The sequence below is a fragment of the Klebsiella sp. BDA134-6 genome (assembly GCF_015601345.1).
Classification (GTDB): domain Bacteria; phylum Pseudomonadota; class Gammaproteobacteria; order Enterobacterales; family Enterobacteriaceae; genus Klebsiella; species Klebsiella grimontii.
Window position 1 is genome coordinate 5,692,548 of record NZ_CP064784.1, and the last position, 25,952, is coordinate 5,718,499.

Genomic DNA, 25,952 nt, shown 5'->3' on the forward strand with positions numbered 1-25,952 from the left:
TTTGTGCGTTATCGTAGCCCGGGTAAGGCGTTCACGCCGCGACCCGGGACAACCTGCTTATTCTAAAGGAACAATGCCTTATCGCGCAGAATATGGTCATTACCGCGACGACGGGTAAAGCCGATACGGTCGAAATACTCGAGGATCTGAATCGCCAGCTTACGCCCGACGTTCAGGGTATCGCGAAAATCCGCCGCGCAGGTTGAGCCTCTTTCCAGATCCAGCTCGCGGATCATTTTGGCAAACGCCACAATCCGATCGTTGCGATAGTAGCGATCTTTAACGATCGCGGTAATCATCCCCTGCTGCGCCGCCTGGCGTAATACCGCCCGCATTAACGACTCTTCTACGTTGGCTTCACGCGCCAGATCGCGAACCCACCATGGCTCATCGGCAAACAACCCGGCAACCCGCTGCCAGATGGCCTGCTGCTCGTCGGTAAAGCCCGCTTTATGCTCCGGCAGATGCAGCCAGCCGTGGTGGCTATGAACAATACCGCTTTCACGCATCTGCTCAATCAGCAGCAGCACCAGCGCTTCATCTTCCATCGGCAGCGCAATACGCCGCAAGCGTTCGCGGCCCGGCCCGGGCTCATCGCGATGCTGGTCGTGGTAACGCGCCAGGGCGTCGAGCAGTTTCCGTTGCCAGCGCGCGGCGAGCGGGGCGCTCAGCAGACTATTGCCCGCCTGCAGGTAATCAGGACGGTTAATCAGCGCCTTCAGCCCTTCGTCGCTGAGCTGACGCGCCCAGGCGAAATCATCGAGGCGCACCGCATCGCGCTGAAGGTGAATATCCAGCGCCTGGACGTCATCGCCCTGCGCGGCGGCCAGCGCGTGCAGCCACTGTAAATACTCCGGCTTACGCTTGCCCCGGCGCGGCGGATTGAGGGTCACCACTCGCGCGCCGGCCAGCGTCAGGCGCGCGGAAATATCGCGCAGCACCAGACGGTCGTTATCCGCCAGCCGCAGCGGCGTATCGAGAACCAGCTCCGCCAGCGCGCCTTCGAGCAGCGACACGCGGCCGGTAATATGGCTGGCGGCATGGTGGATATGCAGCGGCTGCCACTGGCTAAGCGGCGTGTGGCACTGGAGTTCGACAATGACCCGTTCAGAGGCTTCCGGCGGCCGTAGCGACAGCAGCCAGTCACCGCGGTTGAGATCCTCTTTTTGCGCATCGCCGACAATATTCAGGGCGATGCGCTGACCGGCCCACGCTTTTGCCACCGGCTGATTCTGCGCGTGCAGGCCGCGCACGCGCATCGGTTTATCGACGCCGGTCAGCCACAGCGTATCGCCAACGTTAATCTCGCCGGATAACGCCGTCCCGGTGACCACCAGCCCCGCACCTTTGACGGTAAACGCCCGGTCGATCGCCAGGCGAAAACGCTGATGCTGCGGGTGAGCGCGCGCGGAAAGCTGCAGGAGATGATCGCGCAGCCCGGCGATACCCAGACCTTCCGTCGCCGCGACGGCGAACAGGGTCGCGCCGGTAAAGCCGAACTCCGCCAGCACCGCCTCGACCTCCGCCTTCACTTCCTCAACCCGCGCCGTTTCTACGCGGTCCGCTTTGGTCAGCGCCACGGTTAACGTCGGCTGCCCGGTAAGCTGGAGGATCGCCAGATGCTCGCGCGTCTGCGCCATCACCCCATCATCGCAGGCCACCACCAGCAGCGCGTGATCGATACCGCCAACGCCGGCCAGCATATTGGACAGAAACTTTTCGTGACCGGGGACGTCGATAAAACCCAGCACCCGCCCGTCGGGCTGCGGCCAGTAGGCGTAGCCGAGGTCGATAGTCATCCCGCGCGCTTTCTCTTCCGGCAGGCGATCGGCGTTGATGCCGGTAATCGCCTGCAGCAGCGTGGTTTTGCCGTGGTCAACGTGGCCGGCAGTGGCAATAATCATCTCAATAACATCTCCATAAACCGGGTTTCATCCTCAAGACAGCGCAGATCCAGCCACAGGCGGCCATCGTAGATCCTGCCAATAACCGGCACGGGCAACAGACGCCAGCGCGCCGCCAGGGCTTCCAGCCGGCTGCCGCGGCCATCGCGCGGGGTCAAGGTCAACGCCGCGCTGGGCAAGCGGTCCACCGGCAGCGAGCCGCTACCAATCTGCGACAGGCATGGCTCAACTTGCAGGTCAAAATCAGCATAATGCGCAGCCAGCGCGGCCTGAATGCGCTCGCCCTGCAGGCGAATCTCGTCCGCCTGGCGAGTCAGCAGACGCAGGGTCGGCAGTTCAGCGGCCAGCTTTTCCGGATGCAGATAGAGGCGCAGCGTCGCCTCGAGCGCCGCGAGGGTCATTTTATCCGCCCGCAGGGCGCGCTTGAGCGGGTGGTTCTGCAAACGGTCGATCAGCGCTTTTTTACCGACGATAATTCCCGCCTGCGGACCGCCCAGCAGTTTATCGCCGGAGAAGCTCACCAGGCTGACGCCGGCGGCAATCATCTCCTGCGGCATCGGCTCTTTCGGCAGGCCGTACTGGCTTAAATCAACCAGCGAGCCGCTGCCGAGATCGGCGACCACCGGGATATTCAGCTCGCGGCCAATCTCCGCCAGCGTCGCCTCATCGACCGCTTTAGTAAAGCCCTCGATGCTGTAGTTGCTGGTGTGCACCTTCATCAGCAGGCCGGTATTGTCATTCACCGCCTGACGATAATCTTTCGCGTGGGTGCGGTTCGTGGTTCCGACCTCATGCAGGACACAGCCCGCCTGGCGCATCACGTCGGGAATACGGAACGCGCCGCCGATCTCCACCAGCTCGCCGCGCGACACCACCACCTCACTGCCGCTGGCGGTTGCCGCCAGCATCAGCAGCACCGCTGCCGCATTGTTGTTGACGATACAGGCGTCTTCCGCGCCGGTGATCTGGCAAAGCAGGTCGGCCAGCGCGCGATCGCGGTGGCCGCGTCCGGCATCGTCAAGATCGTATTCCAGCGTCACCGGCGCGCGCATCGCCTGGGTCACCGCCTCCACCGCCGCTTCCGCCTGAATCGCCCGCCCAAGGTTGGTGTGTAGCACGGTACCGGTCAGGTTGAACACCGGGCGCAGCGCACTTTGCTGTCTCTGCGTCAAACGACGCGAGGTCTCCATTAGCCACGCTTCGCACCAGTCCGGCAGCGCCTGGTTCAGGCGGATGTATTCCCGCGCCTCGTCCAGCATCTGACGCAGCAGCGCCACCGTCTGGGCATGACCGTATTGCATCAACAGCGGTGAAAATGCGGGGTCGCGGAGTAAACGGTCGATGGCCGGAAGCCGGGTATAAAGCGCACGAATTTCGCTAGTCATGAATGAACCTATTTTCCCCCCTCCCAACGGGAGAGGGAGTCAACAAATGAGCAGCAATTGTAATGCCTCCGCGCAAAAACTGTTACCTGTCTGGGTCAACTCACCGGCGGTTCAGTGCGCGCAAAGCTGGCGCGTTGAAAGAGGGAATCCACCAGCCGAACCAGCTTCGGTCGAGTAGCGCACCAGCCCGGCGCGACGCGACGGAAATTGAGATAAGCAATGGCGCAGGCGGTCGAAATGGTTGCCAGATTGACCTCATCAGGACGTAATGTCCCGTCACCTGCATACCCTTCCAGCGCATCAAGCCCGCGCGCAATTTTTTCGCGCTGGCGCAGCAGTTCGCTTTCCGACTGCTGGGCCGCCGGGCGCGTTTTCTCCCGTACCAGCGTTTGCGCAGCCTCCATCACGCCATCAGCCAGCGCTTCAATTTGACGCAATTTCAGCGCGGCCTTCGGTGCCACAGGCAACATATCCGGCGCGATGCCGAGCAGCTCCAGATATTGCGCAATAATGGGCGAGTCGTACCAGCATTCACCGTCGTCGGTGACCAGAGCGGGTACTTTTCCCAGCGGATTATACTGCGCCACGCCGTTGGTCTCGTGGTAAGGGAATTCGTTGACGAACTCGAAGGGGATCGCTTTTTCCAGCAATATGACGGAAATTTTGCGCACAAAGGGACTGGTGTAGCTGCCGATCAGTTTCATTGCCTGCTCCTTTCGCCAACAAAGTAGTAAGTATGGCGCAGACGCAGGCAAATAGCAGAGAGAGCAATCACCTCATGCCGGACCGACCCCGCTAATGGTCCAGATAGAGATAGTGCATCCAGCTGGTCATCCGCAGCAGCACCTTGCGCATCACCGAAACGTGGGTGAAATGATCGGAGTAGACCGCCACTTGGGCGTAAATGCCGTCAGGCAGGGCGTCTACGGCGGCATCAGGCTCCAGCTCAATGGTCGCCAGCACGCCGTCGGTGCCCGGCGTCACCGTCAGCGCCTGCAGCGTGCCCTGCGCCTGGTATGTTCCCCCCGGCACGACTGGCAGGATGCTAACCAGCTTGCCGCGAAAGACCTGTCCCGGCAGCGCGTTGAACACCGCTTCAGCATCGTCACCCTTCTCCAGCCTGAGCAGCGAATTTTGCCGGAACTGCGCCACAATCAGCCGTTTTTGCTGGGGGATAAAGACCATCACCGGACGCAGCGGCAGCGAGGCGGCATAGGTCCCAGGACGAATTAACACCTGGGTGATATAACCATCGCTGGGCGCGCGCACGGTCGTCTGATCGAGGTTATATTTCGCCTCCGCCAGCTGCGCGCGCAGGCTCACCACCTGCGACTGCTCACCGTTTATCATGCTGTCGAGCTGGCTCTGGATCTGTGCCTGCTCCGCGACAGACCCTTTCACCATTGCATCCTGCGCCAGATAGTTTTGCCGGGCATTATCGATATCGCTTTCAGAAAACGGATTGACCCGCGCCTGGCTTCCTTTCAGGTAGCGCTGATAATCCTTGTACAGACGGTCGCGCTCCGCCGAAACGCGCGTGGTATTGGCCTGAGCCTCAGAAAGCTGGGCTTTAAGGGTATTAATGCTGTGCAGCGCAGTAACAAGGTCGGCCTGCAGCCTGTCCACCCGGGCCTGATAACGCGCCGGATCGATGGTAAACAGCACCTCGCCCTTTTTAACCCGTTGATTTGCTTTATCCGTGACGCTGCTGACCACCCCGGTGACTTGCGGCGTAATAGGAATAGAAATAACCGCTTTTTGCGCGGTAAAGGTATACGGGTGGTTATAGTTCATTAATAAAATAAGCGCGCTAACAATAAATACGCCGCCCAGCGCCGCGGTGGGAACCGTCCATTTATTTACCGGGATCTTAAATATTTTAAATATTGACCAGGCAATTGCCACATAGGTCAAAATAATTAGCAGATCCATGAGTTATTTCTCCACCGAAGGAGGTTGAGCTGACGGTCTAAGACCGTTTATTTGCTGCTCGAGCGCGATAACCCGCTGGCGCAGTTCGCTGATTTCGTCCCCCTCTTCCACCGCCTCAGACGGCGTCTCGTCCCGCCGATGCTGCATACCCCAGCCGCGTTCTGGCCGGTAAAGCGTGGCCCATATCCATAAAAACGGCCAGATGACGTGCAGCGTAAAAAGGCTCACCCAGCCCGCGACGTGAATCGCATCGGCATGCGGATGATTACGTTTCTTCGCGATCAGGTAAGGAATATCATGAAGAATGATGATTCCATAAAAAATCACCAGAAATACAAAGATCAGAACACCGAGCGCAAAATAATTGAGAAACATAATTTCCTCGGATTTACGCTAATTATTTTCAGGATATGTGCCGGGCCGGATGAAAAATGGGCCGACAAAATGAGCATAATTCACCCGTATCATTTTCGCCATTGATGACTAAAATGTTCTTTAAGCGATCGCGTTGCTGAGTGACGTATCAGCAAGCGGAACGCGGCATAACCTGCGCGAGATCACACCAGGCTAAATCCTGGTGAAAATATTTTGTGATAAACATCACAGATAAATAACAAAGTGCCAAAGTAAATTTGTGATTTTCATCACATAAAAATGCATTATCCCCCCTTAAAACCCGGTCTGTTGTTTATTTACACATCCATTTTGTGATGCAGATCACTACAAAAGACCGTCATCGCCCTATATTCATGTGATCCAAATCACATAAAAATCCATCGACTGGACAGCTTAACGATTCAGTGCCAGATTTCGCACTATCACTCAGGGCCCGGCTACCTCTGCCGCCTTATTAACAACAAGCCTCGGGCTTTCAGCCTGCCGATAGCAAAAACAGAAGAAGGGGTGTTTTATGTCATCCGATATCAAGATCAAAGTGCAAAGCTTTGGTCGTTTCCTCAGCAATATGGTGATGCCAAATATCGGCGCGTTTATCGCGTGGGGTATTATCACCGCTCTATTCATTCCGACAGGATGGTTACCGAACGAAACGCTGGCGAAGCTGGTTGGTCCGATGATCACCTATCTGCTGCCGCTGCTGATCGGTTATACCGGCGGTAAGCTGGTTGGCGGCGAGCGCGGCGGCGTGGTCGGCGCGATTACCACCATGGGCGTTATCGTCGGCGCGGATATGCCGATGTTCCTCGGCTCCATGATCGCCGGCCCGCTGGGCGGCTGGGCAATTAAAAAATTCGACGTCTGGGTAGACGGTAAGATCAAATCCGGTTTTGAGATGCTGGTGAATAACTTCTCCGCAGGCATCATCGGTATGATCCTCGCCATTCTGGCGTTTCTCGGCATTGGCCCGGCGGTTGAAGTCCTGTCGAAAATTCTGGCCGCAGGCGTTAACTTCATGGTGGCGCACGAGATGCTGCCGCTGGCGTCTATCTTTGTTGAACCGGCGAAAATCCTGTTCCTCAACAACGCCATTAACCACGGTATTTTCTCGCCGCTGGGTATTCAGCAATCCCACGAGCTGGGCAAATCGATCTTCTTCCTGATCGAAGCTAACCCAGGTCCGGGGATGGGCGTCCTGCTGGCGTATATGTTCTTCGGCCGCGGCAGCGCCAAACAGTCTGCGGGCGGTGCGGCAATCATCCACTTCCTCGGCGGTATCCACGAGATTTACTTCCCGTACGTGCTGATGAACCCGCGCCTGATTCTGGCCGTTATCCTCGGCGGGATGACCGGCGTATTCACGCTGACCATCTTTAACGGCGGTCTGGTCTCTCCGGCTTCCCCGGGCTCCATCCTGGCCGTGCTGGCGATGACGCCGAAAGGCGCCTACTTCGCTAATATCGCCGCGATTGTCGCCGCGATGGCCGTTTCCTTCGTGGTCGCAGCGGTTCTGCTGAAAACCAGCAAAGTGAAAGAAGAAGATGATATCGAAGCCGCGACCCGTCGCATGCACGATATGAAAGCCGAATCCAAAGGCGCCGCTACTCCGCTGGCCGCTGGCGATGTCGCGAACGACCTGAGCCACGTACGTAAAATCATCGTCGCCTGCGACGCCGGTATGGGCTCCAGCGCCATGGGCGCAGGCGTGCTGCGTAAGAAAGTGCAGGATGCCGGGCTGAGCAATATCTCCGTGACTAACTGTGCGATTAACAACCTGCCGCCGGATGTGGACCTGGTCATCACCCACCGCGATCTGACCGAGCGGGCGATGCGTCAGGTGCCGCAGGCGCAGCATATTTCGCTGACTAACTTCCTCGACAGCGGCCTGTACACCAGCCTGACTGAACGTCTGGTTGCGGCGCAGCGCCATACTGACAACGAAGAGAAAGTCCGCGATAGCCTGAAAGACAGCTTCGAGGCGGCTGACACCAACCTGTTCAAACTCGGCGCGGAGAACATCTTCCTCGGTCGTAAAGCGGCGACCAAAGAAGAAGCGATTCTGTTTGCCGGCGAGCAGCTGGTGAAAGGCGGCTACGTTGAGCCGGAATACGTCCAGGCGATGCTGGACCGTGAAAAGCTGACCTCCACCTATCTGGGTGAGTCTATCGCGGTACCGCACGGCACGATTGAAGCGAAAGATCGCGTCCTGAAAACCGGCATCGTCTTCTGCCAGTATCCCGAAGGCGTGCGCTTCGGCGAAGAAGAGGACGAGGTGGCTCGCCTGGTTATCGGTATCGCGGCTCGTAATAACGAGCATATTCAGGTCATTACCAGCCTGACGAACGCGCTGGACGATGAATCTGTGATTGAGCGTCTGACGAAAACCACCAGCGTTGAAGAAGTTCTGACGCTGTTGAAAGGGTAATTTGTCTCCCGGCGGTGCGCCGGGAAACGCCCCCCTCTCTCCTTAGTCATGGGGAGAGGGTTTGGGTGAGGGAAAAGCCTCACCCCAGCCCTCTCAGGTAAAAACATTAATTTAAGGTTAATACTATGAAAGCATTACATTTTGGCGCAGGTAATATCGGTCGTGGCTTTATCGGCAAACTGCTGGCGGACGCGGGGATACAGCTGACGTTTGCGGATGTAAATCAGGTCGTTCTTGATGCCCTGAATGCCCGTCATAGCTATCAGGTTCACGTAGTCGGCGAGAACGAGCAGGTTGATACCGTTTCCGGCGTTGATGCCGTCAGCAGCATCGGCGATGAAGTCGTGGAGCTGATCGCCCACGTGGATCTGCTGACCACCGCCGTCGGCCCGGTCGTGCTCGAGCGCATCGCACCGGCGATTGCCAAAGGCCTGGCTAAACGCAAGGCCCAGGGCGTTACGGCCCCACTGAATATCATCGCCTGCGAGAATATGGTTCGCGGCACCAGCCAGCTTAAGGGCCACGTTTTTAACGCCCTGGCCGAAGAGGATAAAGCCTGGGTTGAAGCCAACGTCGGCTTCGTTGATTCCGCCGTTGACCGCATCGTTCCGCCGTCCGCTTCCGCCACTCACGATCCGCTGGAAGTCACCGTGGAAACCTTCAGCGAGTGGATTGTCGACAAGACCCAGTTCAAAGGCGAACTGCCGAACATCCCAGGTATGGAATTAACCGATAACCTGATGGCATTTGTCGAACGTAAGCTATTCACCTTAAACACCGGACATGCTATAACCGCCTACCTCGGAAAACTGGCGGGCCACCAGACGATTCGCGACGCGATTCTTGATGAGAATATTCGCGCTGTGGTCAAAGGGGCAATGGAAGAGAGCGGCGCGGTGCTGATCAAACGCTATGCCTTTGATGCGCAAAAGCACGCTGCATACATCCAGAAAATTATTGGTCGTTTTGAGAACCCGTATCTGAAAGATGACGTTGAGCGCGTTGGCCGCCAGCCGCTGCGCAAACTGAGCGCGGGGGATCGCTTAATTAAGCCGCTGCTCGGCACGCTGGAATATGGCCTGCCGCATCGGAATCTGGTGAAAGGGATCGCCGCGGCGATGCATTTCCGCAGCGAAGAGGACCCGCAGGCGCAGGAACTGGCGGCGCTGATTGCCGAGAAAGGTCCGCAGGCTGCGCTGGCGCAGATTTCGGGTCTGGACGCGGCAAGCGAAGTGGTGGCGGAGGCCGTTAACGACTACAGCGCCACCAAATGAGGCAAGACCTGGCGCGGTCCGAACCGCGCCCATTACTCATGTCAGATATGCAGGCAATAATGGAAGAAACACAGGCATTTGAAAACCGTGTGCTTGAACGTCTGAATGCTGGCAAAACCGTAAGAAGCTTCCTGATCGCCACCGTTGAACTGTTGACGGAAGCGGTCAATATTCTGGTGCTTCAGGTATTCCGTAAAGACGACTACGCGGTGAAATACGCAGTGGAGCCGTTGCTGGACGGCGACGGGCCGCTTGGCGACCTTTCTGTACGCCTGAAGCTGATTTACGGCCTTGGGGTGATTAGCCGCGCCGAATATGAAGACGCTGAACTGCTGATGGCCCTGCGCGAAGAACTGAACCACGACGGTAATGAGTACAGCTTTACCGACGATGAGATCCTTGGACCGTTTGGCGAACTGCACTGCGTAGCCGCTCTGCCGCCAACGCCGCTATTTGATGAGAGCGATGCGGACCTGCTGGCAATGCAAAAGCTGCGCTACCAGCAGGTCGTACGTTCGACAATGATGCTATCTCTGACCGAGCTGATTTCTAAAATCAGCTTAAAAAAAGCCTTTCAAAAATCAACCCTCTGATTCTGGCTCTTGCTGGTCGCACGTCGGCCGATAAAGCTGACGATAATACTCAAGACGCCGCAGAAATAGCGCTTCTTTATCAGCCGGAATATCCGGCGGTATATGCTGCAAACGCGGAGATTTTTTCAGATATTCCATAAAAGCCTGGCTTGAAGCCATAAAATCTACGGCCTTATCAATAATGCGCGGTACGCCGTCGCCGATTTTCGCCATCACGCTCTCCTCTGCTCGGGAATGATCTTATTAAGGATTAGCCAAAAACAGGCTTTCAGATGAGGAAAACGTGCTGAATGACCGACAGGCTTCACAGAAATGAATATTCGCCAACTCTGGCTAAAAATGATTTTTATGTTCAATAGGTTATTGAATGCCGTTACGGCTGTTATGACCAAAAAACGGCGACGTTTTGATAAATTACTACCCACAACCCAAGCGACAGCACATACTATAGTCTGATAATGCCCCTTTCTTAATAGATTAAGCCATCATGAAAGAAGTCGAAAAAAACGAAATTAAACGTCTGAGCGATCGTCTTGACGCCATCCGCCACCAGCAGGCCGATCTGTCCCTGGTTGAAGCCGCAGAAAAATACGCCGAGCTGGAAAAAGAAAAAACCACCATTGAGGCAGAAATCATCCGCCTGCGTGAGATTCAAGGCCAGAAGCTGAGCAAAGAAGCGCAAAAGCTGATGGACATGCCGCATCGCCGCGCCATCACCAAAAAAGAGCAGGCCGATATGGGCAAACTCAAGAAAAGCGTGCGCGGTCTGGTTGTTGTTCACCCGATGACCGCGCTGGGTCGCGAAATGGGCCTCAAAGAGATGACCGGCTTCGCCAAAACCGCGTTCTAATCCTGTCGTCCCCGGTGGCGGCTAACGCCTTACCGGGGCTATGGGTTCACCGCCGTCTACGAGATGGTAGCCCGGACAGATGCGCAGCATCGCCTCCGGGATCTATTCTGTTTCTAACGCTATTCATCGCCCCAACTGGCCCTACCAATTATTTCTTAAATCGCCCAATGGTTCACATATCCATCATTTTTCGTCACAGACATATTGCTCATCAATAACATTTGATTAACCATTCGTTGTCGTTAATCCTACAATCGCAATTTGGCTGGGCCAATTTTACAAATGATGTGACCTGCTAAGAGCGCAAGACTCAGCACGGCATCATAACGGCCCGATGGAGACCTGCATGAACCTCTGGCAACAAAATTACGATCCGGCCGGCAACATCTGGCTATCGAGTCTTATCGCATCGCTACCGATTCTATTTTTCTTTTTTGCCCTGTTAAAGCTCAAGCTGAAAGGGTACGTTGCCGCGACCTGGACCGTGCTCATTGCGCTCTCCGTCGCTCTGCTGTTCTACAAAATGCCGGTTGACCACGCGCTGGCCTCCGTCATCTACGGCTTCTTCTACGGCCTGTGGCCAATCGCGTGGATTATTATCGCTGCGGTCTTCGTCTATAAAATCTCGGTGAAAACCGGGCAGTTCGACATTATCCGCTCATCGATTTTGTCGATCACCCCGGATCAGCGTCTGCAAATGCTGATTGTCGGTTTCTCCTTCGGCGCGTTCCTCGAAGGGGCCGCCGGTTTTGGCGCGCCGGTCGCCATCACCGCAGCGCTGCTGGTGGGGCTCGGCTTTAACCCGCTGTATGCGGCAGGCCTCTGTCTGATCGTCAACACCGCGCCGGTCGCGTTTGGCGCGATGGGCATTCCGATTCTGGTCGCCGGACAGGTGACGGGCCTCGACAGTTTCGAAATCGGCCAGATGGTTGGCCGCCAGCTGCCGTTCCTGACCATCATCGTGCTGTTCTGGATCATGGCGATTATGGACGGCTGGCGCGGCATTAAAGAGACCTGGCCCGCAGTCATGGTCGCCGGCGGCTCCTTCGCGATTGCTCAGTACCTCAGCTCTAACTTCCTCGGCCCGGAGCTGCCGGACATTATCTCTTCACTGGTATCGCTGGTCTGCCTGACGCTGTTCCTCAAACGCTGGCAGCCGGTTCGCATCTTCCGCTTCGGCGATATGGGCGCATCGCAGGTCGATATGAACCTGGCGCACACCCGCTACACGCCGGGACAGGTGATTCGCGCGTGGTCGCCGTTCCTGTTTCTGACCGCAACCGTGACCCTGTGGAGCGTGCCGCCGTTCAAAGCGCTGTTCGCCCCGGGCGGCGCGATGTACGATTTTGTGATTAATATTTCCGTGCCGTTTCTCGACAAAATGGTGGCCCGCATGCCGCCGGTGGTCAACGAAGCCACGCCTTACGCCGCGGTCTATAAGTTTGACTGGCTCTCCGCCACCGGCACCGCCATCCTGTTCGCCGCGCTGCTTTCCATCGTCTGGCTGCGCATGAAGCCGAAGGACGCGATCTCGACCTTTGGCAGCACGCTGAAAGAGCTGGCGCTGCCGATTTACTCCATCGGCATGGTACTGGCGTTCGCCTTTATTTCTAACTATTCCGGTCTATCCTCAACGCTGGCCCTTGCGCTGGCGCATACCGGCCATGCGTTTACCTTCTTCTCGCCGTTCCTCGGCTGGCTGGGGGTATTCCTGACTGGTTCGGATACCTCGTCGAACGCGCTGTTTGCCGCGCTACAAGCGACGGCGGCCCAGCAGATTGGCGTCTCCGATATCCTGCTGGTCGCCGCTAACACCACCGGCGGCGTGACCGGGAAAATGATCTCCCCACAGTCCATCGCCATCGCCTGTGCGGCGGTCGGTCTGGTTGGGAAGGAGTCGGACCTGTTCCGCTTTACCGTGAAACATAGTCTGATTTTCACCTGCATGGTCGGCGTGATCACCACCCTGCAGGCCTACGTCTTAACCTGGATGATCCCGTGATAGTGATGCCAAAACGCCTTGCCGACGATGTAGCCCGTCGCGTGCGGGCGCTGATTGAAGAACAAAAGCTGGAGGCGGGCATGCGATTGCCCGCCGAACGTCAGCTGGCGGCGCAGCTGGGCGTATCGCGCAATTCCCTGCGCGAAGCGCTGGCGATGTTAGTCAACGAAGGGGTGCTGCTCAGTCGTCGCGGCGGGGGCACCTTCGTGCGCTGGCAGCATGAAGCGTGGTCGGAGCAAAACATCGTCCAGCCGCTGAAGACGCTGCTCTCCGACGACCCCGATTACAGCTTTGATATTCTCGAAGCCCGTCACGCCATCGAAGCCAGTACCGCCTGGCATGCGGCAATGCGGGCAACCGATGCCGAAAAAGAGAAAATCCGCCTCTGCTTTGAAGCCACCCAAAGCGAAGATCCGGACCTGGCCTCGCAGGCCGACGTCCGCTTCCACCTGGCGATTGCCGAAGCCTCGCACAACGTGGTGCTGCTGCAAACCATGCGCGGTTTTTTCGACCTCTTACAGTCCTCAGTCAAGGAGAGCCGCCAGCGGATGTATCTCGTCCCGCCGGTATTCGCTCGCTTGACCGAACAGCACCAGGCGGTCATGGAGGCGATTATCGCCGGTGACCCGGAAGGTGCCAGAAAGGCGATGATGGCCCATTTGGGCTTTGTTCACGCCACGATCAAACGCTTTGATGAAGACCAGGCCCGCCAGGCGCGAATTACCCGCCTGCCCGGTGACCATAACGAAAATTCCAGGGAGAACTTGTGATGATTATTTCCGCCGCCAGCGACTACCGCGCCGCCGCACAGCGTATCCTGCCACCGTTCCTGTTCCACTATATCGACGGCGGCGCTTACGCCGAGCACACCCTGCGCCGCAACGTTGAGGACCTGTCCGACGTCGCGCTCCGCCAGCGTATTCTGCGCAATATGTCGGACCTGAGCCTGGAAACCACCTTATTCAACGAGAAGCTGGCGATGCCGACAGCCCTGGCGCCGGTTGGACTGTGCGGGATGTACGCCCGCCGTGGTGAAGTGCAGGCCGCTGGCGCAGCGGATGAAAAAGGTATTCCGTTTACCCTCTCTACCGTTTCCGTCTGCCCGATTGAAGAGGTCGCCCCGACCATTAAGCGCCCAATGTGGTTCCAGCTATACGTCCTGCGCGACCGCGGTTTTATGCGCAATGCGCTGGAGCGGGCGAAGGCGGCGGGCTGTTCGACGCTGGTCTTTACCGTCGATATGCCGACCCCCGGCGCGCGCTATCGCGACGCTCACTCCGGGATGAGCGGCCCGAACGCGGCAATGCGCCGCTACTGGCAGGCGGTGACTCATCCTCAGTGGGCATGGGACGTCGGATTAAACGGTCGGCCGCACGATTTGGGCAATATCTCCGCCTACCTCGGCAAGCCGACCGGTCTGGAGGACTATATCGGCTGGCTGGCGAATAACTTCGATCCTTCGATTTCCTGGAAAGACCTTGAGTGGATCCGCGACTTTTGGGACGGTCCGATGGTGATCAAGGGGATCCTCGATCCGGAAGACGCCCGCGACGCGGTGCGCTTCGGCGCTGACGGCATCGTGGTTTCCAACCACGGCGGCCGCCAACTTGACGGCGTGCTCTCTTCCGCCCGCGCCCTGCCCGCGATTGCCGATGCGGTTAAAGGCGACATTACCATCCTCGCCGATAGCGGCATCCGCAACGGTCTCGATGTCGTACGCATGATCGCCCTTGGCGCCGACAGCGTGCTGCTGGGCCGCGCATACCTCTATGCGCTCGCCACCCACGGCAAGCAGGGTGTCGCCAATCTGCTGAACCTGATCGAGAAAGAGATGAAGGTGGCGATGACGCTGACCGGCGCGAAAACTATCGGCGAAATCAGCCGTGAATCTTTAGTGCAAAACGCCGATGCGCTGCGGACCTTTGATACGATCGTAGCAGGAAACCCGGCAGTGACCCCTCTCCCCCAGGGAGAGGGAAACGTCCGGCAGGCGGGTTAACGCCATCGGGCTCACAGGCCGGCGCCGGTTTTCTCCCGCACCCTTTCCGCGAGAGGGTCGGGGTGAGGGTTAACCAAATATCTGCTATTCTGCCCCCCCGCAATTAAGGGGGCAGTATGCTGAACATCGTCTTATTCGAACCAGAAATCCCGCCAAATACCGGGAATATCATCCGCCTGTGCGCTAACACCGGCTTCAATCTGCATATTATCGAACCCATGGGTTTTGCCTGGGATGATAAGCGTCTTCGCCGCGCCGGGCTGGATTACCATGAGTTCGCCGCCGTCCAGCGCCATCGTGATTACGCCGCTTTTATTGAAAGCGCAAAGCCGCAGCGTCTGTTCGCCCTGACCACCAAAGGGACCCCGGCGCATAGCGCGGTGAGCTATCAGGATGGCGATTTTCTGCTGTTTGGCCCGGAAACCCGCGGCCTGCCGGCCAGCATTCTCGATGCCCTGCCGCCAGAGCAAAAAATTCGTATTCCGATGATGCCGGACAGCCGCAGCATGAACCTGTCGAACGCGGTGTCGGTGGTGGTGTATGAAGCCTGGCGCCAGCTGGGCTATCCCGGAGCGGTGCTGCGCAGCTAGCCTGAGCGATTCCCGGATTGCGGCGCGTAGGACCTGTCCGGGCTACCGGACAGCGCTCTGTTTTGTAGCCCGGATAGATGCGCAGCATCGTCTCCGGGAAATCAATCAGATACCGTCGCCGTACTCGAAGGTATGGTGTATGCCGTTAAAGTGCTGATCCATATCCATCGCTGGCTTATCGCTCTCCGGCTTGCCCACGATGCGGGCGGGAACGCCTGCGGCGGTGGTATGCGGCGGCACCGGCTGTAGCACCACCGAACCCGCGCCGATTTTTGCCCCGCGTCCGACTTCGATATTGCCGAGGATCTTCGCCCCGGCGCCAATCATCACGCCTTCGCGAATTTTCGGATGACGATCGCCGCTGGTTTTACCGGTACCGCCAAGGGTCACGGATTGTAGAATCGACACATCGTCTTCAATCACCGCCGTTTCACCGACGACGATACCCGTCGCGTGGTCAAGCATGATGCCACGGCCAATCTTCGCCGCCGGGTGGATGTCCACCTGGAACGATACGGAAACCTGATTTTGCAGGAAGATCGCCAGCGCCCGACGCCCCTGATTCCACAACCAGTGGCCGATACGATAGGCCTGCAGCGCGTGGAACCCTTTCAGATAGAGCAGCGGCGTCGAGTATTTGTCCACCGCCGGGTCGCGGGTACGAACCGCCTGAATATCGCAGGCGGCGGAGGCGATCATTTCCGGGTCGGCGGCGTAGGCCTCTTCCACCACTTCACGAATCGCGATGGCGGGCATGATCGGAGAAGCCAGTTTATTCGCCAGCATATAGCTCAGGGCGCTGCCGAGATTTTCGTGCTTGAGTAGCGTGGCGTGGTAAAAACTGGCGAGCATCGGCTCACAGTCAGCTAAAGCCCGAGCTTCGGCTTTAATATTATTCCAGACGATATCCAGTTCTTCACACGGCATTGCTGACTCCAGACGATATAATAATGACCGGCCAGTTCTTTGCTGGCCGGGTCACTCAGGTGATCCAGGTTCCATCGCAGTTAGTTGCTACGCTCGTCCTTGCGTGCACGACCTAATAAGGTCAATGCTGCCTCGCGCGCAATTTTTCCGCAATACAATACCTGATAAATTTCCTCGGTTATTGGCATTTCGACGCCTAAACGCTGCGCCAGAACGCGAACCTCTTTGGTATTGCGATAGCCTTCAACCACCTGACCAATCTTCTCCTGCGCGCTTTGCACGTCCATGCCCTGACCGAGCATCATGCCGAAGCGGCGGTTACGCGACTGGTTATCGGTGCAGGTGAGCACCAGATCGCCTAAGCCCGCCATCCCCATAAAGGTCTCCGGATCGGCGCCAAGCGCCTCCCCGAGGCGGGACATCTCAACCAGCCCGCGGGTAATCAGCGCGGTACGCGCGTTGGCGCCAAAGCCGATGCCGTCAGACATGCCGGCGCCGATAGCGATGACGTTTTTCACCGCGCCGCCGAGCTGCACGCCGATAAAGTCCGGGTTGATATAGACGCGGAAGCTCTTGCCGCAGTGCAGCAGGCTTTGCAAATCATCAGCGAACTGCGGGTCCGTAGACGCCAGCGAGATCGCGGTCGGCAGGCCTGCCGCCAGCTCTTTGGCGAAGGTCGGGCCGGAAATCACCGCCAGCGGAATAGCGTCGCCCAGCGCTTCACGGGCCACGTCCTGCAGCAGGCGTCCGGTTTCGGCTTCCAGACCTTTTGTTGCCCATACCAGACGCGCGTCAGGGCGCATCAGCGGCTTGATCTGGCGCAGAACCTGCCCAAAGACGTGACTGGGCACCACCACGAGAATATCGCGGCTGGCGGCAAGCGCCGTTGCCAGGTCGCTCTCAAGGTGCAGCGTATCCGGGAATGGAACATCGGGAAGGAACGCAGCGTTGCAGCGATCGTTCTGCAGCGTCGCGATATGTTTCGGGTCATGGCCCCAGAGGACAACCTCGTGGCCATTTCTTGCCAGGGTGATGGCAAGAGCGGTGCCGTAAGAGCCGGCACCGATCACAGTCATTGCAGCGTTAAGCGCGTTCATCAGGCATCCTGATGTTGTTCAGCACCTTCGCCAGCCTGCTGCTGCAGATAGTTCATAAACAGCGCATCGAAGTTCACTGGCGCAAGGTTCAGTTGCGGGAAGGTACCGCGAGAAACCAGGCTGGTGATGCACTCGCGCGCGTACGGGAACAGAATGTTCGGGCAGTATGCGCCGAGGCAGTGCGCCATCTGGGTACCGTCGATGCCTTCGATGGAGAAAATACCGCCCTGCTGTACTTCACACAGGAACGCGGTTTCTTCGCCCAGAGAGGCGGTTACGGTTACGCGCAGCACCACTTCATACACGCCTTCAGCCAGCTGGCTGGAAGCCGTATCCAGATCAAGTTTAACTTCCGGCTGCCAATCTTTCTGAAAAACTTGCGGCGCGTTCGGCGCTTCAAAAGAGATATCTTTGGTGTAGATGCGCTGAATCTGGAAAGTCATTTCGGTGCTGTTTTGTTCTGACATAGTAAAACCCTTTCGTGTTGTCCTTAAGTACGCCCGTCCAATGGGGATGAGCGCAAAAATTAGCGCAGGAGGGGATCGAGTCCACCACGTGAATCAAGCGCATACAAGTCGTCACAGCCGCCAATGTGCTGCGCATCAATAAAAATCTGCGGAACCGTCGTCCGACCGCTGCGCTGAATCATTTCTTCACGCTTCGCAGCATCGCCATCGATAGGCAACTCGTTGAACGTCACGCCCTTGCTGTTCAGCAGCGCTTTTGCACGTACGCAGAACGGGCAGGTCGCTTTGGTATAGATATCAATATTGGCCATGACTTCACTCCTGTTTTTACCCCCGAGAGTTTCACGCCGCAGGCGCTATCTTCCCGCTGGCGAATAGCCGCCGCAGGGAAAACCGCGCTGCGCCATAAAGACGCGGGTAAATTATTTACCGCGTACCAGAGGAAGGTTCTCGCCGCTCCAGCCAGCGATGCCCTCTTTCAGTACGAAGACCTTTTCAAAGCCGGCTTTGTTCAGCGCGCTGGCGGGTTCTTGCGCCTGCATACCTGAGCCGTCTACTACTATAATGGGTTGTGCTTTGTGCTTTTCCAACTCGCCGACGTTATTTGCTTTGATATCGCTCGGCAGCAGGTTAATAGAACCCGCAATGTGGCCTTTACGGAAATCGTCACGCTGACGCAGGTCGACAACCACGGCATCTTCTTTGTTGATCAGGCGCGTCGCTTCACCACGGGTGATGACTTTAACTTTCGACATCAATCCTTTAAAGGTGGTGAACAGCACCGCCACCAGCAGCGCGACCCACGCGATGCTCAGGACGGGGTGACGGCTGATGAATTGCATAATTTCTTGCATGGGGGGTTACAACTCCCGACTAAGTGATAAAAAAACCAGGGAAGGAGTATACCTGTGCATTGCGGCAAATACAGCCAGTGAGCGCGATGTAATGTATTTTCTGCGGCCCGTCACGAAAAAAAACCGCTCTCGCCGCAACGATGCGCTCTGGCCGCCCTCTTTCTTTGATCTTTTACGGTGATTTGATCGATTCAGCTGTAGTAAAATTACGCAAATTTTCTGTCTTTGAGCATGAGGTTGTCGCAATGTCGGTTTCTAAAAAACCTATGGTACTGGTGATTCTGGATGGCTATGGCTACCGTGAAGACCAGCAGGATAACGCTATTTATAGCGCTAAAACCCCTGTTATGGACGCACTGTGGGCAAAACGTCCGCACACTCTGATCGATGCTTCAGGCCTGGAAGTCGGTCTGCCGGATCGTCAAATGGGCAACTCTGAAGTAGGCCACGTTAATCTCGGCGCGGGCCGCATCGTGTACCAGGATCTGACCCGCCTGGACGTTGAAATCAAAGAACGCACCTTCTTCGCCAACCCGGTACTGACCGGCGCGGTCGATAAAGCCGTCGCCGCGGGCAAAGCCGTGCATATCATGGGCCTGATGTCGCCGGGCGGCGTCCACAGCCACGAAGACCACATCATGGCGATGGTGGAACTGGCAGCCGAGCGCGGCGCGGATAAAATCTATCTGCACGCCTTCCTCGACGGCCGCGATACCCCGCCGCGCAGCGCTGAAAAGACGCTGGCGAAATTCGAAGACAAATTTGCCGCGCTGGGCAAAGGCCGCGTCGCCTCGATCATTGGCCGCTACTACGCCATGGACCGCGACAATCGTTGGGATCGCGTTGAGCAGGCTTACGATCTGATGACCCTGGCAAAAGGCGAGTTCCAGGCCGATACCGCCGTTGCAGGCCTGCAGGCCGCTTATGCGCGCGATGAGAACGATGAGTTCGTGAAAGCGACCGTTATCCGCGCCGCAGGCCAGGCCGACGCGGCGATGGAAGACGGCGATGCGCTGATTTTCATGAATTTCCGCGCCGACCGCGCCCGCGAAATTACTCGCGCCTTCGTTAACGCCGATTTCGACGGCTTCGCCCGTAAGAAAGTAGTGAACCTCGATTTCGTCATGCTGACCGAATACGCCGCGGACATTAAAGTCGCCTGTGCTTATCCGCCGGCGTCCCTGACCAATACCTTCGGCGAATGGATGGCGAAGAACGACAAAACCCAGCTGCGCATCTCCGAAACCGAAAAATACGCTCACGTAACTTTCTTCTTCAACGGCGGCGTTGAAGAGCCGTTCAAAGGCGAAGAGCGCATTCTGATCAACTCGCCGAAGGTCGCGACCTACGATCTGCAGCCGGAAATGAGCTCCGCCGAGCTGACCGAAAAACTGGTTGCCGCCATCAAGGGCGGTCAGTTCGACACCATCATCTGTAACTACCCGAACGGCGATATGGTTGGCCATACCGGAGTGATGGAAGCCGCCGTTAAAGCGGTGGAAGCGCTGGATCACTGCATCGACCAGGTTAGCAAAGCCGTTGAATCCGTTGGCGGACAGCTGCTGATCACCGCAGACCACGGCAACGCCGAGCAGATGCGCGACCCGGCCACCGGTCAGGCGCATACCGCGCACACCAACCTGCCGGTTCCGCTGATTTACGTTGGCGATAAAAACGTCAAAGCGGTTAACGGCGGCAAACTTTCCGACATCGCGCCGACCATGCTGACGCTGATGGGAATGGAAATCCCGCAAGAGATGACTGGCAAGCCGCTGTTCATCGTGGAATAATCCTTCCCCATGAGGGGAAAGGCGACTTATTCAACTACATGGATCGCAACGGCAGTTCGATCCGTCCTTTACGCCAGCGCGCTTAGCGCTGGCGTATTGCTGTGCGCCGCATCTGCTCACGCCGACGACAGCGACCAGCTTAAATCCATTCAGGCCGATATCGCCGCTAAACAGCGGGCGATTAAGCAGCAGCAGCAGCAGCGCGCTTCCCTGGTCGCTCAGCTTAAAGCGCAGGAGGAGGCTATCTCCGCCGCCGCGCGCAAGCTGCGCGAAACTCAGGAAACGCTGAACCAGCTAAATAAGCAGATCGACGAAATGAACGCCGCGCTGGCTAAGCTGGAGCGTCAGCGCGCCTCGCAGGAGCGTAATCTTTCCGCGCAACTCGACGCCGCGTTTCGTCAGGGGCCACATACCGGTATCCAGATGATCCTCAGCGGCGAAGAGGGGCAGCGTAATCAACGCCTGCAGGCTTACTTTGGCTATCTGAACCAGGCGCGCCAGGAAACCATCGCCCAGTTGAAGAAAACCCGCGAAGACATGGCGGTGCAAAAATCGATGCTGGAAGAGAAACAGAGCCAGCAGCAAACCTTGGTGTACGAACAGCGCGCCCAGCAGAGCAAGCTGGAGCAGGCGCGCAACGAGCGTAAAAAGACCCTCGCCAGCCTGGAATCCTCCATTCAGCAAGGCCAGCAGCAGCTCAGCGAGATGCGGGCTAACGAATCACGCCTGCGCGGCCGTATCGCCCAGGCGGCGGCGGCGGCCAAAGCGCGGGCGGATCGCGAAGCCCGCGAAGCGCAGGATGTGCGCGATCGCCAGCAGGAAGCCTCGCGTAAAGGCACCACCTACAAACCTACCGAAAGCGAACGCTCGCTGATGTCCCGCACCGGCGGGCTTGGCTCACCGCGCGGCCAGGCATTCTGGCCGGTTCGCGGCTCAATTCTCCATCGCTATGGCGAACAGCTGCAAGGTGAACTACGTTGGAAGGGGATGGTTATCGCTGCGTCTGAAGGCACCGAGGTCAAAGCCGTTGCCGATGGTCGGGTTATTCTCGCCGACTGGCTGCAGGGCTATGGCCTGGTGGTGGTCGTTGAACACGGCAAAGGCGACATGAGTCTTTACGGCTATAACCAAAGCGCGCTGGTCAGCGTCGGCACTCAGGTCCGGGCGGGCCAGCCGATCGCTCTCGTAGGCAGCAGCGGCGGTCAGGGCCGTCCGTCGCTGTATTTCGAAATTCGCCGCCAGGGTCAGGCGGTCAATCCACAGCCGTGGTTGGGAAGATAAGTTTTGCTTCAATTTCGCAGAATCGCACTCGCGGTAACCGGTACGCTGGTTATCGCGTCGCCGGTATTTGCCGGCAAACTCTCCATTGTTATCGACGACTTTGGCTATCGTCCACAAACGGAAAACCAGGTGCTGGCGCTGCCAGCGACGATCTCCGTTGCCGTACTCCCTAATGCGCCCCACGCCCGCGAAATGGCGACCAAAGCGCATAATCTCGGCCACGAGGTGCTCATCCACCTGCCGATGGCGCCGCTCAGCAAACAGCCGCTGGAAAAAGATACTCTCCGTCCGGATATGAACAGCAGCGAGATAGAGCGCATTATCCGCGAAGCCTACGGCAAGGTCCCTTACGCCGTGGGGCTGAATAACCATATGGGCAGCGCGATGACGTCGAACCTCTTCGGCATGCAGAAGGTGATGCAGGCGCTCGAGCGCTACAATCTCTACTTTCTCGATAGCGTCACCATCGGCAATACCCAAGCCATGCGCGCGGCGCAGGGCACCGGCGTAAAGGTGATTAAGCGTAAGGTTTTCCTCGACGATACCCAAAACGAAGCGGATATCCGCTATCAGTTCAACCGCGCTATCGCTTTGGCGCGGCGCAACGGTTCCGCCATTGCTATCGGCCACCCGCACCCGACGACGGTGCGCGTGCTGCAGCAGATGGTGTATAACCTGCCGCCGGATATCACTCTGGTTCGCCCGAGCAGCCTGCTCAACGAACCGCAGGTGGATACCTCTACGCCGAACACCGCGCCGCGGGTTCAGCCGCCGCGCAATCCGTTCCGCGGCGTGAAGCAGTGCAAATCTAAACGTCCGCCGGAGCCGGTCAACGCCAGCCGCTTCTTTACCATTCTGAGCGAAAGCATCGCCCAGAGTACGCTGTTGCAGTATTACCAGCTGAAGTGGCAGGGCTGGGATCAGCCCACCAACTAAATCGTCCGGGAATCCGTGTGCTTATCCGCCGCGGATTCCGGCTTGTCCTGATGGGCGTACCAGGCTTTAAAGTATTTAAGAAAGCTGTAAAAGGTCGCGTAAAGCCCGGTGACCACGCCGACCTTGCCCTTTCGCCACGCTCCGCTAAACAGATACCACTTAAAGAAAGCGCCAATCGCGCTGATCGCTCCGCGCCCAAGAGACGGCCTGATCTTCTGATATTTAACCAGCCGCGTGGTGTAGCTATTGAGCTTATTAAACACTTCATGCAGGGAGTAGAAAGTGTCGTGGCGCACGCATCCCGGTAGCCTGGCCGAGTACGAAAAACCGACGACCTGATCGTCTACCGGACGCTCGTTGAACCGGGCGGCAGAACGGTTATACAAGCGAACCGGGAAATCCGGCGAGGATACCGGGTAAATAGTTCGCACCTCTTCACCCAGCACGAACCAGTAGCGCGGCAGACGCCAGGCGCAGGTTGGATCGGGCTCATCCCCCGCCTTCAGCGCCAGAATAGCTGCCACCACCTCGTCATCAAGAATCTCATCGCTATCCATACACAGCACCCAGTCGTGGCTGGCGAGGGAGGTCGCGTAGTTCATCTGCGAGCCGTGAGTGGTATAAGCATGATAGTGAACGGTGAGACCGAACTGTTGGCAAATCTGCAGCGTGGCGTCCGTACTGCCTGAATCGATGACGATAAATTCATCGGCTACCTTAAGCAAAGGTGGTAAAACCTCCCGTAATAAGCGGGATGAATTACAGGTCAATAAGCATACAGAAAGTTTAAGCATAATCTTTGTAGGGTTAAACCATGGTTAAACTGACTGTATAAACGAATAGGCGAGAAAGCGATTTAGAAAAAGTGCGGAGTGGATTAAGTATCACAAAAATGTAGGACAACTCTCAAAAAAGCGCCCGCAGGGCGCTTTTTTAAAATGCAGACCGAGGGAAATTAATCCCAGCTGAGAATGACTTTGCCAGACTGGCCGGAACGCATCGCGTCAAAGCCCTGCTGGAAATCATCAATACCAAAGCGGTGAGTGATGATCGGCGACAGATCGAGACCGGACTGGATGAGCGCGGCCATCTTGTACCAGGTTTCGAACATTTCGCGACCATAAATCCCTTTGATAAACAGCCCCTTGAAAATCACCTTGGTCCAGTCGATAGACATATCCGACGGCGGGATCCCCAGCATGGCGATGCGCCCGCCGTGGTTCATGGTATCGAGCATGGTGCGGAACGCCGGCGGCGCGCCGGACATCTCCAGACCCACGTCGAAACCTTCGGTCATGCCCAGTTCGGCCATCACATCGTTAAGGTTCTCTTTAGAAACGTTCACCGCCCGGGTGACGCCCATTTTGCGCGCCAGCTCCAGACGATATTCGTTAACGTCGGTAATCACCACGTTACGCGCGCCAACGTGTTTCGCCACCGCGGCGGCCATCACGCCGATCGGGCCGGCGCCGGAAACCAGCACATCTTCACCGACGAGGTCGAATGAAAGCGCGGTATGCACGGCGTTGCCAAATGGGTCGAAAATCGACGCCAGATCGTCAGAGATATTGTCGGGGATTTTAAAGGCGTTAAACGCCGGGATCACCAGATATTCGGCAAAACAGCCCGGACGGTTGACGCCGACGCCCGTGGTATTGCGGCACAGATGCGTACGCCCGGCGCGGCAGTTACGGCAGTGGCCGCAGGTGATATGCCCTTCGCCGGAAACGCGGTCGCCAAGCTTAAAGCCGCGAACTTCCTGACCGATACCCACCACTTCGCCGACATATTCATGGCCCACCACCATCGGCACCGGAATGGTCTTTTGCGACCACTCGTCCCAGTTGTAGATGTGCACGTCGGTACCGCAAATCGCGGTCTTGCGAATTTTAATCAGCAAATCGTTATGGCCGACTTCCGGTTCCGGCACGTCGGTCATCCAGATGCCTTCTTCCGCCTTCAGTTTGGATAACGCTTTCATCTCACACCCTCAGGCAATGACGCCCAGTTGTTTACCGATGCGGGTAAAGGCTTCCACCGCACGTTCAATTTGTTCAGGGGTATGCGCCGCAGACATCTGGGTACGGATACGCGCCTGGCCTTTTGGTACCACCGGGTAGAAGAATCCGGTGACGTAAATCCCTTCTTTTTGCAGCTCGCGCGCGAACTGCTGCGCCACGGTGGCTTCACCGAGCATCACCGGGATAATGGCGTGATCGGCGCCCGCAAGGGTAAACCCTGCCGCGGTCATTTTTTCACGGAACAGGCGCGCGTTAGCCCACAGGCGATCGCGCAGCTCGCTGCCCGCTTCCACCATCTCCAGCACTTTGATGGAAGCGGCGACAATCGCCGGCGCCAGCGAGTTGGAGAACAGATACGGACGCGAGCGCTGGCGCAGCCACTCGACAACTTCTTTACGCGCGGCGGTATAGCCGCCGGACGCGCCGCCCAGCGCCTTACCCAGCGTACCGGTGATAATATCGACGCGGCCCATCACGTCGCAGTACTCATGGGAACCGCGGCCGTTTTCACCCACAAAACCCACGGCGTGAGAATCATCCACCATCACCAGCGCGTCGTATTTGTCCGCCAGATCGCAAACGCCCTTCAGGTTGGCGATCACCCCGTCCATTGAGAACACGCCGTCGGTGGCAATCAGCACATGGCGCGCGCCGGCGTCACGCGCCTCTTTCAGACGGGCTTCCAGCTCCACCATATCGTTGTTGGCGTAGCGGAAGCGCTTCGCTTTACACAGGCGCACGCCGTCGATGATCGACGCGTGGTTCAGGGCATCGGAGATAATCGCATCTTCTGCGCCGAGCAGGGTTTCAAACAGGCCGCCGTTAGCATCAAAACAGGAGGAGTAGAGAATCGCATCTTCCATACCGAGAAAATCGGCCAGCTTCTTCTCAAGCGCTTTATGGCTGTCCTGGGTCCCGCAGATAAAACGCACGGAGGCCATACCGAAGCCGTGGCTATCCATGCCGCTTTTCGCGGCGGCAATCAGTTCCGGGTGGTTCGCGAGGCCGAGATAGTTATTGGCGCAGAAGTTAATCACCTGACTGCCGCCGACGGTGATATCCGCCTGCTGCGCCGAAGTAATAATCCGTTCTTCTTTAAACAACCCTTCCGCGCGCGCGGTATCCAGGTCATTGGTTAACTGTTTGTAGAAATCACCACGCATTGCAACTCTCCAGATTCGGCAAAATTTGGCACATATTACCTAAAGCTATACGCTGATACGAGATGA

General features: G+C 57.5%; 25 protein-coding genes. 11 read left to right on the forward strand and 14 right to left on the reverse strand.

Translation table 11 applies throughout. The annotated features are described in order from the left end of the window. Positions 1-62: 62 nt before the first annotated feature. From selB to IYV58_RS26435, 5 genes are all read right to left on the reverse strand, one after another. Positions 63-1,904, reverse strand: a complete 1,842-nt coding sequence (selB, locus tag IYV58_RS26415) for a selenocysteine-specific translation elongation factor (RefSeq protein WP_087828420.1) — start codon at positions 1,902-1,904, stop codon at positions 63-65. Then, positions 1,901-3,289 (reverse strand): L-seryl-tRNA(Sec) selenium transferase, encoded by a 1,389-nt coding sequence (gene selA, locus IYV58_RS26420; RefSeq protein WP_004126533.1) that lies wholly within the window; start codon positions 3,287-3,289, stop codon positions 1,901-1,903. The genes selB and selA overlap by 4 nt, the downstream gene beginning before the upstream one ends. Positions 3,290-3,384: 95 nt before the next feature. Continuing rightward, on the reverse strand, positions 3,385-3,993 hold the full coding sequence (locus IYV58_RS26425) for a glutathione S-transferase (RefSeq protein ID WP_004126536.1): 609 nt from the start codon (positions 3,991-3,993) through the stop codon (positions 3,385-3,387). Positions 3,994-4,084: 91 nt separating this feature from the next. Continuing rightward, entirely contained in the window at positions 4,085-5,221 is a 1,137-nt protein-coding gene (locus IYV58_RS26430) for an HlyD family secretion protein (protein WP_024359733.1), read from the reverse strand. Positions 5,222-5,224: 3 nt separating this feature from the next. Then, positions 5,225-5,596 (reverse strand): DUF3302 domain-containing protein, encoded by a 372-nt coding sequence (locus tag IYV58_RS26435; RefSeq protein WP_087828417.1) that lies wholly within the window; start codon positions 5,594-5,596, stop codon positions 5,225-5,227. A 535-nt stretch (positions 5,597-6,131) separates the two neighbouring features. Between IYV58_RS26435 and IYV58_RS26440 the strand changes: the two genes are divergently transcribed. The 3 genes from IYV58_RS26440 to mtlR all read left to right on the forward strand — a co-directional run bounded on the left by IYV58_RS26440 (position 6,132) and on the right by mtlR (position 9,909). After that, positions 6,132-8,042 carry a PTS mannitol transporter subunit IICBA gene (locus tag IYV58_RS26440; protein WP_049114682.1) on the forward strand — a complete coding sequence of 637 codons (1,911 nt, stop codon included), beginning with the start codon at positions 6,132-6,134 and terminating at the stop codon, positions 8,040-8,042. A 125-nt stretch (positions 8,043-8,167) separates the two neighbouring features. Then, positions 8,168-9,316: a mannitol-1-phosphate 5-dehydrogenase gene (mtlD, locus tag IYV58_RS26445; protein WP_049114683.1), complete on the forward strand. Its 1,149-nt coding sequence runs from the start codon at positions 8,168-8,170 to the stop codon at positions 9,314-9,316. Further along, on the forward strand, positions 9,313-9,909 hold the full coding sequence (gene mtlR, locus IYV58_RS26450) for a mannitol operon repressor MtlR (RefSeq protein ID WP_004137764.1): 597 nt from the start codon (positions 9,313-9,315) through the stop codon (positions 9,907-9,909). The genes mtlD and mtlR overlap by 4 nt, the downstream gene beginning before the upstream one ends. Here the strand turns inward: mtlR and IYV58_RS26455 are convergent. Then, the gene (locus IYV58_RS26455; RefSeq protein ID WP_112166023.1) at positions 9,898-10,122 is read right to left on the reverse strand and encodes a hypothetical protein; all 225 of its coding nucleotides are present in this window, start codon (positions 10,120-10,122) and stop codon (positions 9,898-9,900) included. The two genes, mtlR and IYV58_RS26455, sit on opposite strands and share 12 nt — an antisense overlap. Before the next feature lie 274 nt (positions 10,123-10,396). On the opposite strand from IYV58_RS26455, the gene IYV58_RS26460 reads away from it, so the two are divergent. From IYV58_RS26460 to trmL, 5 genes are all read left to right on the forward strand, one after another. Next, complete coding sequence (locus IYV58_RS26460) at positions 10,397-10,759, forward strand: YibL family ribosome-associated protein (protein ID WP_004126558.1); 363 nt, start codon at positions 10,397-10,399, stop codon at positions 10,757-10,759. A gap of 346 nt (positions 10,760-11,105) precedes the next feature. Further along, positions 11,106-12,761: an L-lactate permease gene (gene lldP, locus IYV58_RS26465; protein ID WP_195729337.1), complete on the forward strand. Its 1,656-nt coding sequence runs from the start codon at positions 11,106-11,108 to the stop codon at positions 12,759-12,761. Then, on the forward strand, positions 12,758-13,531 hold the full coding sequence (gene lldR / locus IYV58_RS26470) for a transcriptional regulator LldR (RefSeq protein ID WP_004126569.1): 774 nt from the start codon (positions 12,758-12,760) through the stop codon (positions 13,529-13,531). Before lldP ends, lldR begins: the two co-directional genes overlap by 4 nt. Then, positions 13,531-14,760 (forward strand): FMN-dependent L-lactate dehydrogenase LldD, encoded by a 1,230-nt coding sequence (gene lldD, locus IYV58_RS26475; protein WP_142468112.1) that lies wholly within the window; start codon positions 13,531-13,533, stop codon positions 14,758-14,760. The genes lldR and lldD overlap by 1 nt, the downstream gene beginning before the upstream one ends. Positions 14,761-14,876: 116 nt before the next feature. Further along, positions 14,877-15,350: a tRNA (uridine(34)/cytosine(34)/5-carboxymethylaminomethyluridine(34)-2'-O)-methyltransferase TrmL gene (gene trmL / locus IYV58_RS26480; RefSeq protein WP_004126574.1), complete on the forward strand. Its 474-nt coding sequence runs from the start codon at positions 14,877-14,879 to the stop codon at positions 15,348-15,350. A 105-nt stretch (positions 15,351-15,455) separates the two neighbouring features. On the opposite strand, the gene cysE is transcribed toward trmL, so the two are convergent. The 5 genes from cysE to IYV58_RS26505 all read right to left on the reverse strand — a co-directional run bounded on the left by cysE (position 15,456) and on the right by IYV58_RS26505 (position 18,695). After that, positions 15,456-16,277 (reverse strand): serine O-acetyltransferase, encoded by an 822-nt coding sequence (gene cysE / locus IYV58_RS26485; protein WP_004106845.1) that lies wholly within the window; start codon positions 16,275-16,277, stop codon positions 15,456-15,458. Positions 16,278-16,357: 80 nt separating this feature from the next. Next, positions 16,358-17,374 carry an NAD(P)H-dependent glycerol-3-phosphate dehydrogenase gene (gene gpsA / locus IYV58_RS26490; RefSeq protein ID WP_049114115.1) on the reverse strand — a complete coding sequence of 339 codons (1,017 nt, stop codon included), beginning with the start codon at positions 17,372-17,374 and terminating at the stop codon, positions 16,358-16,360. Further along, a complete protein-coding gene (secB, locus tag IYV58_RS26495; protein WP_004106849.1) occupies positions 17,374-17,841 on the reverse strand; it encodes a protein-export chaperone SecB in 468 nt (155 codons plus the stop codon). Before secB ends, gpsA begins: the two co-directional genes overlap by 1 nt. A gap of 59 nt (positions 17,842-17,900) precedes the next feature. Next, the gene (gene grxC / locus IYV58_RS26500) at positions 17,901-18,152 is read right to left on the reverse strand and encodes a glutaredoxin 3 (protein WP_004106850.1); all 252 of its coding nucleotides are present in this window, start codon (positions 18,150-18,152) and stop codon (positions 17,901-17,903) included. Positions 18,153-18,263: 111 nt separating this feature from the next. Next, a complete protein-coding gene (locus IYV58_RS26505; RefSeq protein ID WP_004126582.1) occupies positions 18,264-18,695 on the reverse strand; it encodes a rhodanese-like domain-containing protein in 432 nt (143 codons plus the stop codon). Positions 18,696-18,940: 245 nt separating this feature from the next. Here IYV58_RS26505 and gpmM point away from each other — a divergent pair, with 245 nt between their 5' ends. Genes gpmM through IYV58_RS26520 form a run of 3 tightly spaced genes read left to right on the forward strand, consistent with a single transcriptional unit; the run spans position 18,941 to position 22,702 of the window. Next, positions 18,941-20,485: a 2,3-bisphosphoglycerate-independent phosphoglycerate mutase gene (gene gpmM, locus IYV58_RS26510; RefSeq protein ID WP_004126585.1), complete on the forward strand. Its 1,545-nt coding sequence runs from the start codon at positions 18,941-18,943 to the stop codon at positions 20,483-20,485. Between the two features lie 9 nt (positions 20,486-20,494). After that, a complete protein-coding gene (gene envC, locus IYV58_RS26515; protein ID WP_004126588.1) occupies positions 20,495-21,766 on the forward strand; it encodes a murein hydrolase activator EnvC in 1,272 nt (423 codons plus the stop codon). A 3-nt stretch (positions 21,767-21,769) separates the two neighbouring features. After that, positions 21,770-22,702: a divergent polysaccharide deacetylase family protein gene (locus IYV58_RS26520; protein ID WP_004126591.1), complete on the forward strand. Its 933-nt coding sequence runs from the start codon at positions 21,770-21,772 to the stop codon at positions 22,700-22,702. Here the strand turns inward: IYV58_RS26520 and IYV58_RS26525 are convergent. The 3 genes from IYV58_RS26525 to kbl all read right to left on the reverse strand — a co-directional run bounded on the left by IYV58_RS26525 (position 22,699) and on the right by kbl (position 25,886). Continuing rightward, positions 22,699-23,496 carry a glycosyltransferase family 2 protein gene (locus IYV58_RS26525; protein ID WP_112166030.1) on the reverse strand — a complete coding sequence of 266 codons (798 nt, stop codon included), beginning with the start codon at positions 23,494-23,496 and terminating at the stop codon, positions 22,699-22,701. The genes IYV58_RS26520 and IYV58_RS26525 overlap by 4 nt on opposite strands. Positions 23,497-23,657: 161 nt before the next feature. Beyond that, complete coding sequence (tdh, locus tag IYV58_RS26530; protein ID WP_004126597.1) at positions 23,658-24,683, reverse strand: L-threonine 3-dehydrogenase; 1,026 nt, start codon at positions 24,681-24,683, stop codon at positions 23,658-23,660. A 9-nt stretch (positions 24,684-24,692) separates the two neighbouring features. Further along, the gene (gene kbl / locus IYV58_RS26535; RefSeq protein ID WP_004126601.1) at positions 24,693-25,886 is read right to left on the reverse strand and encodes a glycine C-acetyltransferase; all 1,194 of its coding nucleotides are present in this window, start codon (positions 25,884-25,886) and stop codon (positions 24,693-24,695) included. Positions 25,887-25,952: the final 66 nt, after the last annotated feature.